The sequence below is a fragment of the Ruegeria sp. ABV3_008 genome (genome assembly GCF_056161185.1).
In genome coordinates this window covers 171,270-187,979 of sequence record NZ_JBSWYP010000002.1, presented here as the reverse complement: position 1 = coordinate 187,979, position 16,710 = coordinate 171,270, and the positions used below count along the sequence as shown (strand labels likewise).

Annotated in this window: 12 protein-coding genes and 1 tRNA gene; 7 read left to right on the top strand and 6 right to left on the bottom strand. The window is 59.8% G+C overall.

The genetic code is table 11. The features are described from left to right. Positions 1-160: 160 nt before the first annotated feature. The 5 genes from ACXAH8_RS05030 (at position 161) to ACXAH8_RS05010 (ending at position 6,150) form a co-directional block, all read left to right on the top strand. Positions 161-1,747 (top strand): ABC transporter substrate-binding protein, encoded by a 1,587-nt coding sequence (locus ACXAH8_RS05030; RefSeq protein WP_475216568.1) that lies wholly within the window; start codon positions 161-163, stop codon positions 1,745-1,747. Positions 1,748-1,762: 15 nt separating this feature from the next. Then, positions 1,763-2,719, top strand: a complete 957-nt coding sequence (locus ACXAH8_RS05025; RefSeq protein WP_170374804.1) for an ABC transporter permease — start codon at positions 1,763-1,765, stop codon at positions 2,717-2,719. Next, positions 2,719-3,534, top strand: coding sequence for an ABC transporter permease (locus ACXAH8_RS05020; RefSeq protein WP_170375341.1), 816 nt, complete (start codon positions 2,719-2,721; stop codon positions 3,532-3,534). The genes ACXAH8_RS05025 and ACXAH8_RS05020 overlap by 1 nt, the downstream gene beginning before the upstream one ends. Beyond that, positions 3,531-5,171, top strand: a complete 1,641-nt coding sequence (locus ACXAH8_RS05015) for an ABC transporter ATP-binding protein (protein WP_475216566.1) — start codon at positions 3,531-3,533, stop codon at positions 5,169-5,171. Before ACXAH8_RS05020 ends, ACXAH8_RS05015 begins: the two co-directional genes overlap by 4 nt. A 142-nt stretch (positions 5,172-5,313) precedes the next feature. After that, the gene (locus ACXAH8_RS05010; RefSeq protein WP_170643096.1) at positions 5,314-6,150 is read left to right on the top strand and encodes an alkaline phosphatase family protein; all 837 of its coding nucleotides are present in this window, start codon (positions 5,314-5,316) and stop codon (positions 6,148-6,150) included. An 85-nt stretch (positions 6,151-6,235) separates the two neighbouring features. On the opposite strand, the gene ACXAH8_RS05005 is transcribed toward ACXAH8_RS05010, so the two are convergent. From ACXAH8_RS05005 to ACXAH8_RS04980, 6 genes are all read right to left on the bottom strand, one after another. Further along, the gene (locus ACXAH8_RS05005) at positions 6,236-7,159 is read right to left on the bottom strand and encodes an alpha/beta hydrolase (protein ID WP_475216564.1); all 924 of its coding nucleotides are present in this window, start codon (positions 7,157-7,159) and stop codon (positions 6,236-6,238) included. 12 nt (positions 7,160-7,171) lie between these two features. Next, positions 7,172-9,061, bottom strand: coding sequence for an acyl-CoA synthetase (locus ACXAH8_RS05000; RefSeq protein ID WP_475216562.1), 1,890 nt, complete (start codon positions 9,059-9,061; stop codon positions 7,172-7,174). A gap of 160 nt (positions 9,062-9,221) precedes the next feature. Further along, on the bottom strand, positions 9,222-11,039 hold the full coding sequence (locus ACXAH8_RS04995) for an ABC transporter transmembrane domain-containing protein (protein ID WP_475216561.1): 1,818 nt from the start codon (positions 11,037-11,039) through the stop codon (positions 9,222-9,224). Positions 11,040-11,173: 134 nt separating this feature from the next. Then, a tRNA-Gly gene (locus tag ACXAH8_RS04990) sits at positions 11,174-11,247 on the bottom strand. Positions 11,248-11,336: 89 nt separating this feature from the next. Next, positions 11,337-11,903: a tetratricopeptide repeat protein gene (locus tag ACXAH8_RS04985; protein ID WP_475216559.1), complete on the bottom strand. Its 567-nt coding sequence runs from the start codon at positions 11,901-11,903 to the stop codon at positions 11,337-11,339. Positions 11,904-11,933: 30 nt separating this feature from the next. After that, positions 11,934-12,422 carry an Lrp/AsnC family transcriptional regulator gene (locus ACXAH8_RS04980; protein WP_475216557.1) on the bottom strand — a complete coding sequence of 163 codons (489 nt, stop codon included), beginning with the start codon at positions 12,420-12,422 and terminating at the stop codon, positions 11,934-11,936. Between the two features lie 103 nt (positions 12,423-12,525). Between ACXAH8_RS04980 and putA the strand changes: the two genes are divergently transcribed. Beyond that, positions 12,526-15,924: a bifunctional proline dehydrogenase/L-glutamate gamma-semialdehyde dehydrogenase PutA gene (putA, locus tag ACXAH8_RS04975; RefSeq protein ID WP_475216555.1), complete on the top strand. Its 3,399-nt coding sequence runs from the start codon at positions 12,526-12,528 to the stop codon at positions 15,922-15,924. A gap of 42 nt (positions 15,925-15,966) precedes the next feature. Next, entirely contained in the window at positions 15,967-16,710 is a 744-nt protein-coding gene (locus ACXAH8_RS04970; RefSeq protein ID WP_475216553.1) for a rhomboid family intramembrane serine protease, read from the top strand.

The window sequence follows — 16,710 nt, the reverse complement described above, 5'->3', positions numbered from 1 at the left end:
CACGGCGCTATGACGGCTTTGATAAACACGGTATTGTCAGGCAAGGCACATTTGCGACACGGAATTCCACTTGCCCGACCCGCTGAAATGCGTCAACGTTGACTCACGCGTCAATAAAAAGCCCGAAAACGGGCGAACACAACCAACTGGGAGCTTCTGAATGAACGAACAACTCACTCACATGTCCAAACAGGTGACGGCAGGCAAACTGACCCGTCGCGAGTTCATGGGCAAAGCCGCCGCTCTTGGCGTTTCGGCAGCCATGGCCAGCACGATTTTTGCCGACGCGGCCCGTGCAGCCGGCCCGAAAAAGGGTGGCGATCTGAAATTCGGCCTGCAGGGCGGCGAATCGACCAACTCGCTGGACCCGGCGACCTATGCAAGCTCGGTCCCGTTCCAGAACGGCAAACAGTTTGGCGACCAACTTGTCGAAGTTGCACCCGACGGCACGATCGAGCCACGCCTAGCCGAAAGCGTCGAAGGCAGTGCAGACGCGAAGGTCTGGACCTTCAAGCTGCGTCAAGGGGTCGAGTTCCACAACGGCAAGACCATGACCAGCGAAGACGTGCTGAAAACCATGCAGCGCCATTCGAACGAAGACTCCAAGTCCGGTGCATTGGGCATCATGAAGGGCATCGAGTCGATGAAGGCCGATGGCGACAATTTCCAGGTCACCCTGTCCGAGCCCAACGCCGACCTTCCCTATCTGATGGCCGACTATCACCTGATCATTCAGCCGGATGGCGGTATGGAGAACCCGGCAGCCGGTATCGGTACAGGTCCCTACAAGCTGGAAGTTGATGAGCCCGGCGTCCGTCACCTGTTCACCAAGAACGAAAACCACTGGAACAGCGATTTCGGCAACTTCGACAGCGTCGAAGTGGTTGTTATCAACGACGCAACCGCCCGGACAGCCGCGCTGCAATCGGGTCAGGTTCACGCCGTGAACCGCGTCGAGCCCAAAGTTGCCGACTTGCTGGGTCGCGCACCTAACCTGACTGTTCATTCGACTGCCGGTCGTGGCCACTACGTGTTCATCATGCATTGTGACACGGCTCCGTTCGACAACAACGAACTGCGCACCGCGCTGAAATACGCGATCAACCGCGCGGATCTGGTGGACAAAGTTCTGCGTGGCTATGGCTCAATCGGGAATGACATGCCGATCAACGCGGCCTACCCCTTGTTCGACGAGACTATCGAACAGCGTGAGTTCAGCGTTGAAAAAGCAGCCGAGCACTACAAGAAATCCGGTCACGATGGATCGCCGATCATTCTGCGCGTTGCAGATGGCGCCTTCCCCGGTGCTGTGGATGCGGCGGCGCTGTTCCAGCAAACCGCAGCTCAGGCAGGTATCCCGCTGGAAATCAAGCGTGAACCCAATGATGGCTACTGGTCGGAAGTGTGGAACGTTCAGCCGTTCTGTGCCTCGTACTGGGGTGGTCGTCCGGTCCAGGACCAGATGTACTCGACCGCGTATCTGTCGAGCGCAGACTGGAACGACACGCGCTTCAAGGTTCAGGCCTTCGACGACTTGCTGTTCGCAGCGCGCGCCGAACTGGACGCCGAGAAACGCAAGGGTATCTACAGCCAGATGGGTCAAATGGTCCGCGACGAAGGCGGCCTGATTTGCCCGATGTTCAACGACTTTGTTGAAGGCATCAGCAACCAGCTGGACGGTTGGGAATCTGATCCTACGCAAGAGATGATGAACGGCAACATCTCGCGCAAGATGTGGTTCGTGTAACTCGGGCAACGGATAATGCATCCTATCATCAAACTGGTTTCCCAGCGCCTTGCGCTGGGACTCCTATTGCTGCTCGGCGCTTCGGCTCTGATTTTTGGCCTGACCGAAGCCCTTCCCGGAGACGCCGCGCAAGCCGTCCTGGGGCAGTCCGCAACCCCTGAGGCCCTTGCAAACCTACGAGAAGAGATGGGCCTGAACCGCCCTGCCCTAACCCGCTATTTCGAATGGTTGGGTGGCATCGCGCAAGGCGATCTGGGGCAATCCCTCACCAATAAACTCGATATCTCCGAGAGTATCGGCAAACGCCTCGGTAATACACTATTCCTTGCTTGCGTCGCTGCGATCGTTTCTGTTCCGCTTGCGATCTTCTTGGGCCTTCTGGCCGTCCGGTTCCGCAATCGCTGGCCCGACAAGTTGATCTCGGCGATCACGCTGACGACAGTCTCAATCCCCGAGTTTCTGATCGGCTACGTGGTGATCTACTTTATCTCGGTTAAACTGGGCTGGTTTTCATCCCTGGCGATGATCAACGATTCCATGACCTTCGGGCAGAAGCTGAATGCAATTGCCCTGCCGGCCTTCGTTCTGACGCTGGTGGTTCTGGCGCAAATGATGCGCATGACCCGCGCAGCAATTCTGAACCTCATGCAATCGGCCTATATCGAAACCGCCGAACTTAAGGGCCTCAGCACTTTTCAGGTCATTGCACGCCATGCCTTCCCCAACGCGATTTCCCCGATCGTAAACGTTGTGATGCTGAACCTGGCCTATCTGGTCGTCGGCGTCGTCGTGGTCGAGGTTGTATTCGTCTATCCCGGCATGGGGCAGTATCTGGTGGATGCGGTGACCAAACGCGACGTGCCCGTCGTTTTGGCCTGTGGCGTTGTATTCGCGGCCGTCTATATCGGCCTGAACATGGTTGCCGATATCGTGTCGATCCTTGCCAACCCAAGACTGAGGCATCCGAAATGATAAAGAACATTCCTCTTTCGGCACTGATTGGCCTCTTGTTCACTGGCGCATATTTCTTTGTGGCCATCGCGGCCCCCCTGATTGCGCCCTATGGAATGGCAGAAGTTGTTGGTGATGTGTGGGAGCCAGCCAGCGCCGAACATCTGCTGGGTACAGACAATATTGGGCGGGACCTACTGACCCGCATGATCTATGGCGGGCGCACGACGATCTTCATCGCCGCCGCAGCCACGTTGCTCAGCTTTCTGACCGGTACGTCTCTGGGTTTGCTGGCCGCTGTTCTGGGCGGATGGGCGGATCAGGCACTCAGCCGGACTGTTGACCTGATCATGTCGATCCCGACCCTGATCCTTGCGCTGGTTATTCTGGCCATCGTTCCGGTGACCGTTCCGATACTGATCCTTGTGATGGGCCTGCTGGACGCAACCCGCCCCTATCGACTGTCGCGCTCGGTCGCGGTGGACATCAATGTGATGGACTACGTCGAAGCCGCGAAACTGCGCGGTGAAGGGCGCGCGTGGGTTATCTTCCGGGAAATCCTGCCCAATGCTCTGTCACCGTTGGTGGCCGAGTTTGGTCTGCGGTTCATCTTCATGGTTCTGTTCATCTCGACCCTATCCTTCCTGGGCCTGGGCGTGCAGCCGCCGCTGGCGGACTGGGGCGGCATTGTGAAGGAAAACAAGGACGGTATCGTCTATGGCATCGGTGCTGCCCTGTGGCCCGCCGTCGCCATCGCGACGCTGGCCATCTCAGTCAACCTTGTGGCTGACTGGGTTCTGAACCGCACCACATCGCTGAAAGGAGGCCGGGGATGAGCGACGATATCCTTCTCAAGGTCCGCGACCTCAAGATCGGCGCGACCGTCTATCCGCCGGGCGAAAAGCCCCATGACATCGAAATCGTGCACGGGGTCAGCTTTGACCTCGAACGCGGCAAGGTACTGGGGCTGATCGGTGAATCTGGTGCCGGTAAATCCACCATCGGTCTGGCCTCGATGGCCTATGGCCGGGGTGGCGTAAAGATTACCGGTGGCGAGGTTTGGGTAAACGGGCGCGATATCCTCAAGACATCTCATGGGGATATCCGCAAGCTGCGTGGAGGTGAGGTCACCTATGTGTCCCAATCCGCCGCCGCGTCGTTCAACCCTGCCAAAAAGATCATGGATCAGGTCGTCGAAGCGGCGGTCGAGCAGAAGAAATTCACCCGCAAACAGGCCGAGGCCCGTGCGCGTGAACTCTTCGCCAAGCTGGGCCTGCCCGATCCGGACAATATCGGCAGTCGCTACCCGCACCAGGTTTCCGGTGGTCAGCTGCAACGCTGCATGACCGCGCTGGCCTTGTGCCCTGAGCCTGATCTGGTGGTGTTCGACGAACCCACCACGGCCTTGGATGTGACCACCCAAATCGACGTTCTGATGGCGATCAAGGAAGCCATTGCAGATACCGGCGTCGCTGCGCTGTATATCACCCACGACCTTGCGGTTGTGGCGCAGGTTAGCGACGACATCATGGTTCTGCGGATGGGCGACACTGTCGAGTACGGCAATACCGATCAGATCATCAACAACCCTCAGGAAGACTACACCAAGGCCCTGGTCTCGGTCCGGTCTATCGAACATGAAGAGAAAAAGCCGACCTCTGAGCCGGTTCTTCAGGTCGACGGAATTACCGCACGCTACAAGGGTCTGAACTTCGATGTTCTGCACAACGTCAATGTTGAGCTTCATCCGGGGCAGACTTTGGCGGTCGTGGGCGAATCCGGGTCGGGTAAGTCCACGTTGGCGCGTGTGATCACCGGCCTGCTGCCTGCACGTGAGGGTGAGATCACCTTCAACGGGCGCAAGCTGAGCTCGGATCTGAAGGGGCGCACGCGCGAAGACTTGCGTGAGCTGCAGATGATCTATCAGATGGCGGACACGGCGATGAACCCGCGTCAGACCGTCGGCACGATCATCGGCCGCCCGTTGGAGTTCTACTTCAACATGCGTGGGGCCGAGAAACGCAAGCGCGTTGTCGAGCTGCTAGATGAGATCGAACTGGGTGAGAAGTTCATCGATCGCTACCCGGCGGAACTCTCCGGTGGGCAGAAACAGCGTGTCTGTATCGCGCGGTCGCTGGCGGCCAAGCCCAAGATGATCATCTGTGATGAGGTCACCTCGGCCCTTGATCCGCTCGTAGCTGACGGCATCCTGAAGCTGCTGCTGGACCTGCAGAAGATCGAGGATGTAGCCTACCTGTTCATCACTCATGATCTGGCGACGGTCCGCGCGATCAGCGACAGCATCGCGGTTATGTATCAGGGTCGCGTCGCGCGCTATGGCTCGAAGTCTCAAGTGCTTAGCCCACCGTTCGACGACTACACCGACTTGCTGCTCAGCTCGGTTCCCGAGATGGAGCTTGGCTGGCTGGAAAAAGTGGTTGCAAACCGCAAGATGGAGGCGGCAGGGAACTGACCCTTGCCCCAACCAACGCTATGAAATCCCGGCACGTGTTACAAACAGGTGTCGGGATTTTGCTATTCGGGGCGGGAATAGGCAGCCCAAGCGCAACGAATCTTCTAGGGTCGCCTGAAACACTCTCGAAAAGGGTCGGATCATGGACCGCAAACTCCTCCTCATCATTCTGGACGGCGTCCCGTGGCGCAACTTCCGCCGGTTGTTCGGCAACCTCGAAGGTTGGGTCGACAGCGGTGAGGCCCGCGTGTGGAAACTCCGCTCGGTCCTGCCATCGACATCGGCCAGTTGCTATGCCTCGATCCACACGGGCGTAACCCCGCAGGAACATGGCTGCACCGGCAACGGCAATGTCTTCCGCCTAAGCCACAAGGACGTGTTCAGCCAGGTCCGCGAGGCCGGAGGCGTGACCGGAGCCGTGACGCACAGTTATTGGTCGCAATTCTTCAACCGCCATCCGTTCGACTATGTGCGCGACGTGGAATACGACGAGCCGGAGAGCCAAACCATCAACCATGGCCGGTTCCACAGCATGACCGGCTATGGCAAGGCCAACCAGATGACGCCCTGCGATGTCGATCTGTTTGCCACTCTGACGAACCTGTGCCTACGCCATGGGTTGGACTATGGCATCCTGCACACCTGCACCTTGGACAGCATGGGCCATCGCTTCTTCCATGATTGCGAGGAAATGGACCACGCCTGCTTCGTGATGGATGAGATGCTGGCCCCCTTCATCCCGAACTGGCGCAAGCTGGGCTATGAGGTCATCGTCACCGCCGATCACGGGCAGGACGAACGCGGCCACCACGGCGGGCGGAGCCCGTTACAGCAGGAAACCGCGCTCTACTACTTTGGCGACGCGGAAGGCCCAGAGGCTGATACCGTGATCGACCAGCTACAGCTTGCCCCTACCATCCTGACCCGAATGGGCGCTCCGCTGGCAGACACGATGAAGGCCAAGCCGTTCTTGAGCTGATCTGGATGCTTTGCTGCCTCAGTCGAAGGCAGGAATGTCCTAAACTTGGAAGGGTATTTCTGCTCTCAACTAGACCCGCGATGGGTTAGTCGTAGGACCAGATCCCCTGCCCCAGCGCCTCAATGGCGATGGAAATCCGTTCAAAACTATCGGCAGCGCGCTTGACCGAGGTTCGAGCGCGAAGATATCCATGGACCAGGCCGGGTTCGTTGATCCATTCTGCCCGTCCTCCGGCGGATTGGATCGTAGCGCAATAATCTGATCCATCATCCCTGAGAGGGTCGCAATCGGCGGTGATGACAACGGTCGGTGGCAAGCTCGAGAAGTTGGTGTCCTGAAGCGGTGCAAAAGTTGGATCGCCGCTCGGGGCTGGCCCCCCGCATCTAACTGTTTCGTAGAACTTGATATCCTGAAGCGTTAGCAACGGCGCATGCGCGTGTTCGATATACGAGCCTTTGGACGTATCACCGCCCAGCCCGGGGTAGATCAGGACCTGCCCCAAGATGTTCTCTAGCCGACCCCGCGCGTGGTGAGCGACAGATGCGGCCAGATTGCCTCCTGCACTGTCACCCGCCAGAATCATCGGGTCGCCAAACTCTTCCGCCGCCCAGTTTGTAGCAGTCCAACAGTCCTGAAATTGCGCCGGATGCACATGCTCGGGGCACAGGCGGTAGTCTACGGCGACAACTCGGTATCCGGTCTGTGCGCAAATCTCGGCGCAGACATCATCGTGGCTATCCAGCCCCCCAACGACGAAACCGCCGCCATGGAAGTAGACGGCGGTTCGTGTCGGTTGCCCTGCGGTATAAAGGCGGACCGGAACGCCATTGGCAGACATGTCCTGCACAGCCACCCCTTCGGGTCGCGGCTGGCGAAAGTCCTGACACATCGCGTCATAAACCTTGCGCTGGTCTTCGATTGACAGATCCACCGCATCGTCAGGATAGCTTTCCGCCGTGCGTTTTATGAACGCCCAAGTTTCCTCATCAATCAGACGTTCATAATCCATGTTCCCTCCCGGTTAGGCTGCCCACTCCCACGGCCGGGTGTACGCGCCCAGCACTTTGCTGACATCGTCCTCGGATGTGCCGTTCGCGTCAAGCTGCGCGACAAGGCCACGCTTCTTGTCGTCGATGACCGAGACGACACGGGCATCAACGCCAGCTTGCTCAAGCGCGCCATTGTAGATCCGGGTGATCGCGTGTTTGCGCAGATCAGGTTTGAACACCTTACCAACGGCAGTCTTGGGCAATTCGGTCAGAATTGTCATGTGCTTGGGCTGAGCCGCGCGTTCATGAACATGGACCTTACAGAACTCCATCAACGCCTCTTCGGTCACCGAAGCTCCCTCCACCAGTTCTACGAATGCGCAAGGCACCTCACCGGAATGGGCGTCGGGCTGACCAATGGCACCGGCAAAAGCCACCGCCTCATGCCCCAGCAGGGCCTCTTCGATCTCGGCAGGGTCAATATTGTGGCCGCCACGAATGATCAGGTCCTTGGCACGGCCAGTGATCCAAAGGTACCCGTCCTCGTCAAAGCGCCCCAGATCGCCTGTGCGCAGATACTTGTCGTAGTGGTACAGGTTCTCGTTCTTTTCCGTTTCGGTGTAGGTATTGCCTGCAAAGACACCGGGGTTTGAAACGCAGATTTCGCCGATCTCATCCACCGCGCATTCCTTTGGACCGTCCGGGCTATCCTGCAGGATTTTGACATCGGTGTAGGGGAAGGGAATCCCGATCGAGCCGATCTTTTTCTCACCATCCACCGGGTTGCACGAGACAAGGCAAGTGGCCTCGGTCAGGCCGTAGCCTTCGACGATGGTCACACCTGTTGCCTCTTCGAACCGCCGGAAAAGTTCGACCGGCAGCGGGGCCGAGCCGGAGAACGCCGTTTTCACCGAGGAAATATCAGCATCCACGGGTCGTTGCATCTTGGCCGAGATCGCGGTGGGCACGGTGATGATGAAACTGACCTTCCAACGTTCGATCAGCTTCCAGAAATTGTCGAACACGCCATCGCCACGATATCCCTGAGGTGTCGGGAAAATTACATGCGCGCCCGAGGACACGGCCGCCATCCAGATCACATGCACGGCAAAGACGTGGAACATCGGCAGCGGGCACATGATGACGTCGTTTTCGTCGAACAACAACGTATTGCCCAGCCAGCCATTGTAGATCAGGCCCGAATATTTGTGCTGCGCCACCTTCGGCATGCCGGTCGTGCCGCCCGTGTGGAAGTAACAGGCCACCCGGTCGTCGGTGCTGTCTGCGAAGGTCAGGGTCGTGGGCTGTTTGGCCAATTCCTGATTAAAGTTCTTATAGTCCGCATGCGCGAGCTTTGCCTTGTCGCCCATTTTTGGCCGCAGGAACGGGACGATCCAGGATTTCGGCGGTGTCAGGTAGCGGTTCAGGTCAATCTCGAGAATGGTGTTGACCTTGGGCGCATGGCGCACGGCCTCTTCCACCTTCTGCGCCACATCCGTTTTCGGGAAGGACTTGAGCGTGACGACAACCTTGGCACTTGTCTCGCGCAGAATGGCGGCGATCTGCTCCGGCTCGAGCAGCGGGTTGATCGGGTTCACGATGCCAGCGACGGCTCCGCCCATCAGGGTCACTAGCGTCTCGTTACAATTGGGCAAGACATAAGCCACCACGTCGTTTTCGCCGATCCCGAGCGAGCGAAATAGGTTGGCCGCCTGATTGACCCGCCCTAGAAGGTTGGACCATGTCAGCGTCTCGGCCTTGTCATTCGGACCTGAAAACAGCTGAAAACTGACCGCGTTGTGGTTTGGAAATTTCTCTGCCGTGCGCGATAGCAGCTGGTGGAACGTCACCGGCAGGTCGCGGTCCTCCCATGCCATTTCCTGTTCAATACGCGCTTTGTCTTCCTTGCCAACAAAGGCCATGTGGCTCCTCCCCGTGTTTTATTCTCCCGCGCGCCACACGCGGAGTGATCTTACCTCAGATGGGATCACAACCTTGGCGGCGCAAGCAAGGGCTTAGCGAGGGAAAAGTTGAAAATGTAGAATGACGCTACGGCGAAACGGCGATTGCCGGAGCGTCACTTTATTCTGCAGCGACGCCGTCAGTGAACTGAAGACGGGCCAAACGGGCGTAAAGACCCCCTTGCGCCACCAGATCGTCATGCGTGCCTTGGGCGACGATGCGGCCGGCCTCCAGCACCACGATGCGGTCTGCCTTCTTCACGGTTGCCAGCCGGTGCGCCACTATCAGGGTCGTGCGTCCGGCGCGCATCTGATCCACCGCGCCCTGCACGGCCCGCTCGCTTTCCGCATCCAGCGCCGAGGTCGCCTCGTCCAGCAACAGAACAGGCGCATCACGTAGAATGGCGCGGGCAATGGCGATCCGCTGTTTCTGCCCACCGGACAGCATCACTCCCCGTTCGCCAACGAAACTGTCATAGCCTTCAGGCAGTGCCGCGATGAAGTCATGCGCGGCAGCGGCGCGCGCGGCGGCTTCGACCTCGGCGCCCGAGGCATCCAGACGACCAAAGCGGATATTGTCACGGGCCGAGGCGGCAAAAATCACCGGATCCTGCGGGACCAGCGCCATATGCTGGCGGAAATCTGCCCGGTTCAGGTTTTGCAGATCCATCCCATCCAGCATCACGCGCCCCGAGTTCGGGTCGTAGAACCGCTGAAGCAACTGAACCACCGTTGTTTTTCCCGCGCCCGAGGGGCCAACGAAGGCAACCGTCTCGCCGGGACTAACCTGCAGGCTGAGCTTGTCCAGCGCCACCACATCGGGCCGCGCAGGATAGCGGAAGGTGACCTCTTCGAACTTGATCTCTCCGCGCACCGGTTGCGGCAACGGTTTTGCTTGGGACGGGTCGATCACCGTGTCTTCGGCATTCAACAGCTCAACCAACCGTTCAGTGGCCCCTGCGGCACGCTGAAGTTCGCTCCAGATCTCGGACAAGGCAGCGACAGAGCCTGCCATGATGACCGAGTAGATGACGAATTGGATCAGAACCCCTTCGGTCATCACCCCGTTGCGCACGTCGTTGGCCCCCATCCACAGCACTCCAACGATGCCTGAGAAGACCAGAAAGATTACGATGACCGTCAGAACGGCCCGCGTCTGGATGCGGCGTAGCGAAACGACATACGAGGTCTCAGTCATGTCGCCGAATTGCTGGCGGCTTGCGCGTTCGTGGGTGAAGGCCTGCACGGTCTGTACCGCCCCCAGCGCTTCTCCCGCGTTGCCTGAAGAGGCCGCGATCCAGTCCTGATTCTCGCGGCTGATGGCTCGGAGCCTGCGGCCCAGCACCAGAATTGGCACCACAACAACGGGGATCAGCAGCAGAACCAGCGCTGTCAGCTTGGCCGAGGTTAACAGCATCAACACCAACCCTCCGACAAACATCAGCAGGTTGCGCAGGGCAATCGAGACAGATGACCCGATCACCGATTGAATCAGCGTCGTGTCGGTGGTGATCCGGCTCAGGACCTCTCCGGTCATGATGCGTTCGTAGAACTCGGGGCTCATACCGATGACGCGGTCAAAGACGGCCTTTCGAATATCGGCGACCACGCGTTCCCCCAGACGGGTGACAAGCGCGTAGCGGATGCCGGTGCCCACGGCGAGAATACCGGCGATACCCAGCGCGGCCAGGAAATACCAGTCCAGCAGCTCTCCGTCCTGAATGCGGAAGTTGTCCACCACGCGACGCACGGCCAAGGGCAAGGTCAGCGTCATACCAGCCGTCAGGACCAGCGCCAGTGTCGCTCCTAGCATCAACAGGCGATACGGCTTCATGAACGGCCAAAGCGATGCCAAGACGCCCAGCTTTTTCGAGCCTGCTCTTTCTTCGCTGGCGCCCGGCGCGGATGCGGTGGTCGTGCTGGCTATCTGTCTCGCCATGTGCGGCCCTTGTGTCTTCACTGTGTCTTCGATGCTGAGTTGCTGTTTCTTGGCGGTACTGGCCCGCAGGGTCAAGGCCGCGCGCAAAATGCCCTGAGGACCGGGCCATTTGACGCAGAGATGTAGGGCTGAGTTGGAGCGGGTAGACGGAATCGAACCGACATAGCCTGCTTGGAAGGCAGGGGCTTTACCATTAAGCTATACCCGCTCAGCGTTTGGGTTGAGTAATCCAAGCATCTGGGGGCGTCAAGAACCGAAATAACGCCGGGGGTGCATTTCCTAGGGGCGGCGCGTCTGTCAGATATCCTCGCCCGGCGGCTCCAGCGCGCCGCCCGGTTCCAGCAAGGCCCGCTCGGACAGCCACGGGTTCAGCTCAAGGGCCGCAGTCAGGGCAGAACGGGCCTCGTCTACCCGTCGCAGGCCCAGCAACGTCAGAGCACGGCCGCTCATGGCCGCGATGTGATTTGGGGATAGCTCCAGCGCCCGATCCAGATCAACCAAAGCTGAAGGGAAGTCTTGCCGCAGGAAATTGACGAAGGCACGTTGGTTGTACCCTTCGGCATATTCCGGGCAGTAGACCACCAGTTCATCTAGCTCTTGCAAAGCGCCCAGAAGATCCGATGCCTCGCGCCGCGCCATGCCACGATCCAACAGCGTCTGAGCGCGCAGATCGGGGGCGTCGGTCCAAAACTCCCACATCTGGTTGGAAATCCCGCGCGCCTCAGACTGCGACTCGGCTTGTTGGATTTGTGCAATCAGCGCGCCCATTCCTTCCGAATGGTCCGGCGCCGACGGGCAGGATTGCGCCAAAGCGGGAGTTGTGAGCCAAAGGGCAATGACAGGGCCTATGAACGTGCGGGTCATAGACCAAGTGTGACGCGCAATCCGCTTTGGTCAAGTTTCGCGGTCGAGGCCGCCCAGCAAACCGGTTTCCTTTACGGCCTCCATCGCAACGAAGGTCGAGGTATTGGCGACATGTGGAAGGGACGAGATTTTCTCGGCGAGTACCGCGCGGTATTCCGACATCGACCCGGTGCGCACTTTCAGCAGATAGTCGAAATTCGACGCGATCATATGGGCTTGCTCGATTTCCGCGATCTTGCGGACGGCGGCGTTGAACTCGGCCAGCGCTTTTTCCCGTGTGTCGGTCATTCGCACCTCGACAAAGGCCACGTGATCTAGCCCCAACCGGATCGGATCCAACATTGCTCGGTATCCTGTAATCACCCCATCTGCCTCAAGCCGCTTCAACCGCGCCTGGGTTGGAGATTTCGACAACCCGATCCGCCGCGCCAGATCCGCGACTGAGATGCGCCCATCTTCGGCTAGAGCCTGCAGAATCGTGCGATCAAAGCGGTCGAGGTTCGGAAAGTCCATTTGCATCGCAACACCGTTAGAAATCAGTTCATTTGACGTGTGTATGTTAAAACTCGGTCCATTGTCCCGGAAAAATACACGTATATTGACAAAAACGCCCGGAGGAACCATGTCTCACAGCCTGCGCACATCCATCGACACCCACACCTATGCGGATCAATCCACCGTTTTGCAGGCGTTGACCGAACAGGCCGCCCTGTCCCAGGCGGACCGTCGCGCCATCTGCAACGCGGCCGCTCAGTTGGTCCGCGATATCCGGTCCAGCACCTCGCCCGGCATGATGGAGGTGTTTCTGGCCGAATACGGCCTGTCCACCGACGAAGGCGTGGCGCTGATGTGTCTGGCCGAGGCGCTGCTGCGGGTACCCGATGCAGATACGATTGATGCGCTGATCGAAGACAAGATCGCGCCCTCGGACTGGGGCAAACACTTGGGGCAGTCCTCATCCTCGCTGGTCAACGCCTCGACCTGGGCCTTGATGCTGACCGGCAAGGTGTTGGATGAAGGCAAAGCCTCGCCCGTCAGCGCCATCCGCGGGGCGATCAAGCGGCTGGGTGAGCCGGTCATCCGCACCGCCGTTGGACGCGCGATGAAGGAGATGGGGCGTCAGTTCGTTCTGGGCGAGACCATTCAATCAGCCATGGATCGCGCCAGCGGGATGGAGACCAAGGGCTACACCTACTCCTACGACATGCTGGGCGAAGCGGCGCGGACCGAGGCCGACGCCGCCCGCTATCACCTGTCCTATTCGCGCGCCATCGCCGCCATTGCCGAGGCGTGTACCCATGACGATATCCGCGCCAATCCCGGCATCTCGGTCAAGCTGTCCGCCCTGCATCCGCGGTATGAACTGGCGCAAGAGGCGCGGGTCATGGATGAGCTTGTCCCCCGCCTGCGCGCGCTGGCCCTGCTGGCCAAGGCCGCTGGCATGGGCCTGAACGTGGATGCCGAGGAAGCCGACCGGCTGTCCCTTTCCCTGCAAGTCATTGAGGAGGTTATGGCCGAGCCCGCCTTGGCCGGTTGGGATGGGTTCGGCATCGTGGTTCAGGCTTACGGCCCGCGTGCCGGTTTGGTTCTGGATACGCTTTACGACATGGCCCAGCGTCATGATCGCAAGCTGATGGTGCGGCTGGTCAAAGGCGCCTATTGGGATACAGAGATCAAGCGCGCGCAGGTCGAAGGGGTCGATGGCTTTCCGGTCTTTACTCAAAAGGCCGCGACCGATGTCTCGTATATCGCCAATGCCCGCAAGCTGCTGGGCATGACTGACCGGATCTATCCGCAATTTGCCACGCATAACGCTCATACTGTCAGCGCGATCCTGCATATGGCCGAGGGGCAGCCGTTCGAGTTCCAGCGCCTGCATGGGATGGGCGAAACGCTGCACGGGCTGGTATTGGACAAACACAAAACCCGCTGCCGTATCTACGCGCCGGTCGGGGCGCATCGCGATTTACTGGCCTATCTGGTCCGGCGTCTGTTGGAGAACGGTGCGAACTCATCCTTCGTGAACCAGATTGTGGATGAGGCCGTGCCACCCGAAGAGGTCGCCACTGATCCGTTCACCGCAGTTGGGACACCGCCCTCGCCTCTGCCCACCGGGCCAGAGCTGTTTTTGCCCGAGCGTCCCAACTCCAAGGGCTTTGATCTGCACCATACGCCAACGCTCGACCAGATCGACGAAGCGCGGGATCAGTTTCGAGAAACCGAGTGGCGTGCGGGGCCGCTCTTGTCCGAGGACGCGAAACCCATGGCTGAAGAGCCGGTGATTAACCCGGCCAAACCACTGGACAAGCCCGGCACAGTTGCACCGACCAGTACTGCGGATGTGGAGCTTGCCCTGGCCTCGGCTAGCCCATGGCAAGCCCCGGCAGAGCAACGCGCCAAAGCTCTGAACGCAGCCGCCGACCTGTATGAGGCCCATTTCGGAGAACTCTTCGCCCTTCTGGCACGCGAGGCGGGGAAATCCCTGCCCGATGCCGTTGCCGAGCTGCGCGAAGCGGTGGATTTCCTGCGCTACTACGCGGCGAACATCCCCGATGCCAAACCGGCTGGGGTCTTCACCTGTATCAGCCCGTGGAACTTCCCCCTGGCGATTTTCACCGGACAGATTTCGGCGGCTCTGGCAACCGGCAACGCCGTCCTCGCGAAACCCGCGCCGCAGACGCCTCTGATCGCGCATCGGGCGGTGCAACTTTTGCATGAAGCCGGAGTTCCTTGCGATGCATTGCAACTGCTGCCCGGCGGACCGGAGGTCGGAGCGGCCCTAACCTCGGATGCGCGCGTTTCGGGCGTGGCATTCACCGGATCAACGGCGACGGCGTTGAAAATCCGCTCGGCCATGGCACAGAACATGCGACCCGGCACACCGCTGATCGCTGAGACAGGTGGTTTGAACGCGATGATCGTGGACAGCACGGCGCTGCCGGAACAGGCAGTGCAATCCATCATCGAAAGCGCTTTTCAATCAGCCGGTCAGCGCTGCTCGGCCCTGCGCTGCCTCTATCTGCAAGAGGATATTGCCGAGGATGTGCTGACCATGCTCAAAGGCGCGATGGACGCGCTGCGGGTCGGTGATCCATGGCTGATCTCAACCGATTGCGGGCCGGTCATTGATGAGACCGCGCGTCAGGGGATCGCAGATCACGTCGCGAAAGCCCGTGCAGAAGGGCGCGTTCTGAAAGAACTCAACACGCCGCCCGAGGGTACATTCATTGCCCCCACCCTGATCGAAATCGGCGGCATCGCCGATTTGGAACGTGAAATATTCGGCCCGGTTCTGCATGTCGCTCGCTTCAAAGGGCAAGAGATCGACGCGGTAATCGCCGACATCAATGCCACTGGCTACGGGCTGACCTTCGGCCTGCACACTCGCATCGACGACCGGGTTCAGCATGTGACCGAGGCGATCCACGCGGGCAATGTCTATGTGAACCGCAACCAGATCGGCGCCATCGTGGGATCTCAGCCTTTCGGAGGCGAGGGGCTTTCAGGCACTGGCCCCAAAGCGGGTGGGCCGAACTACATGGCCCGGTTCTGCGCGCCGGATAGTCAGAGCACCTCTGAGACGTGGCAGACGACTGCAGAGCTGCCCGCGCCGAAAGGGCAGTACGCATCGGTCCGCACCCAAACCCTGCCCGGACCAACAGGGGAATCGAACCGGTTGTCTGAATTTGCGCGGCCTCCGCTGTTGTGTCTCGGCCCCGGCGAGACCGCCGCGCGCGCTCAGGCAGATGCGGTTCTGGCTTTGGGTGGGACGGCGATAGAGGCGACGGGCATGCTCGACCTGCATCGTCTGGAAAACCTCACCGGCTTTGCGGGCGTTCTGTGGTGGGGAGACGAGGAAACTGCCCGTCAGATCGAACAGCATCTGGCGCGGCGCGACGGACCGATCCTGCCTTTGATCCCTGGCCTGCCGGATCGCACGCGGGTCTTGGCGGAACGTCATGTCTGCGTCGACACGACGGCGGCGGGCGGCAATGCGGCGCTGTTGGGTGGTGCGGCATAACCTGACCTTGACGCTGGGCGCGGAAAAGCCCAGCGTCGCGCCATGTTTCCGATCCGAGATCACAACCCCTCGGGGCGCACGCCCTATGTTGTCTACGCCCTGATGGCGGCGAATATCCTGATCTTCATCAGCTATGTCGGGATCATGGACAACGCACGGGTGCTTCAGCAATTCTATTTCGACTACGCGATCATTCCCGCCCGTAGCGCCGAAGGGGTCGCACTCGAGACCTTCGTGACCTCGATGTTCCTGCATGGCGGCTGGATGCATCTGGCGGGCAACATGCTGTTTCTGTGGATTTTCGGCGACAATCTTGAGGACGAAATGGGCCACCTGCCCTTTCTGCTGTTCTACCTTGTCGCTGGGATCGGAGCTGGACTAATCCACGTGATCACCGCACCCGGCTCGGTGGTGCCCACAATCGGCGCATCCGGGGCGATTGCTGGCGTCATGGGCGGGTACCTGCTGCTTTTCCCCAAAGCCCGCGTGGATATTCTGCTGATACTGATCGTCTATTTCCGGGTCTTTAGCATCCCGGCCTTCGTGATGCTCGGGGTTTGGCTGGCCCTGCAGTTTTTTGGCAGTCTCTCTAGCAACCCCGACGAGGGCGGAGTTGCCTATTGGGCGCATACCGGTGGGTTCTTCGTGGGGCTGATCCTGTGCATCCCGCTCTGGCTGAAACGCGGAGGACCAGCGTACTGGGACCGCACGCACGGTCACCCGCCTCACCCCGAGACGAAATATAAGCTGTCGCAATCTCGCATTCCGCGCGTGCCGCGCAAATAA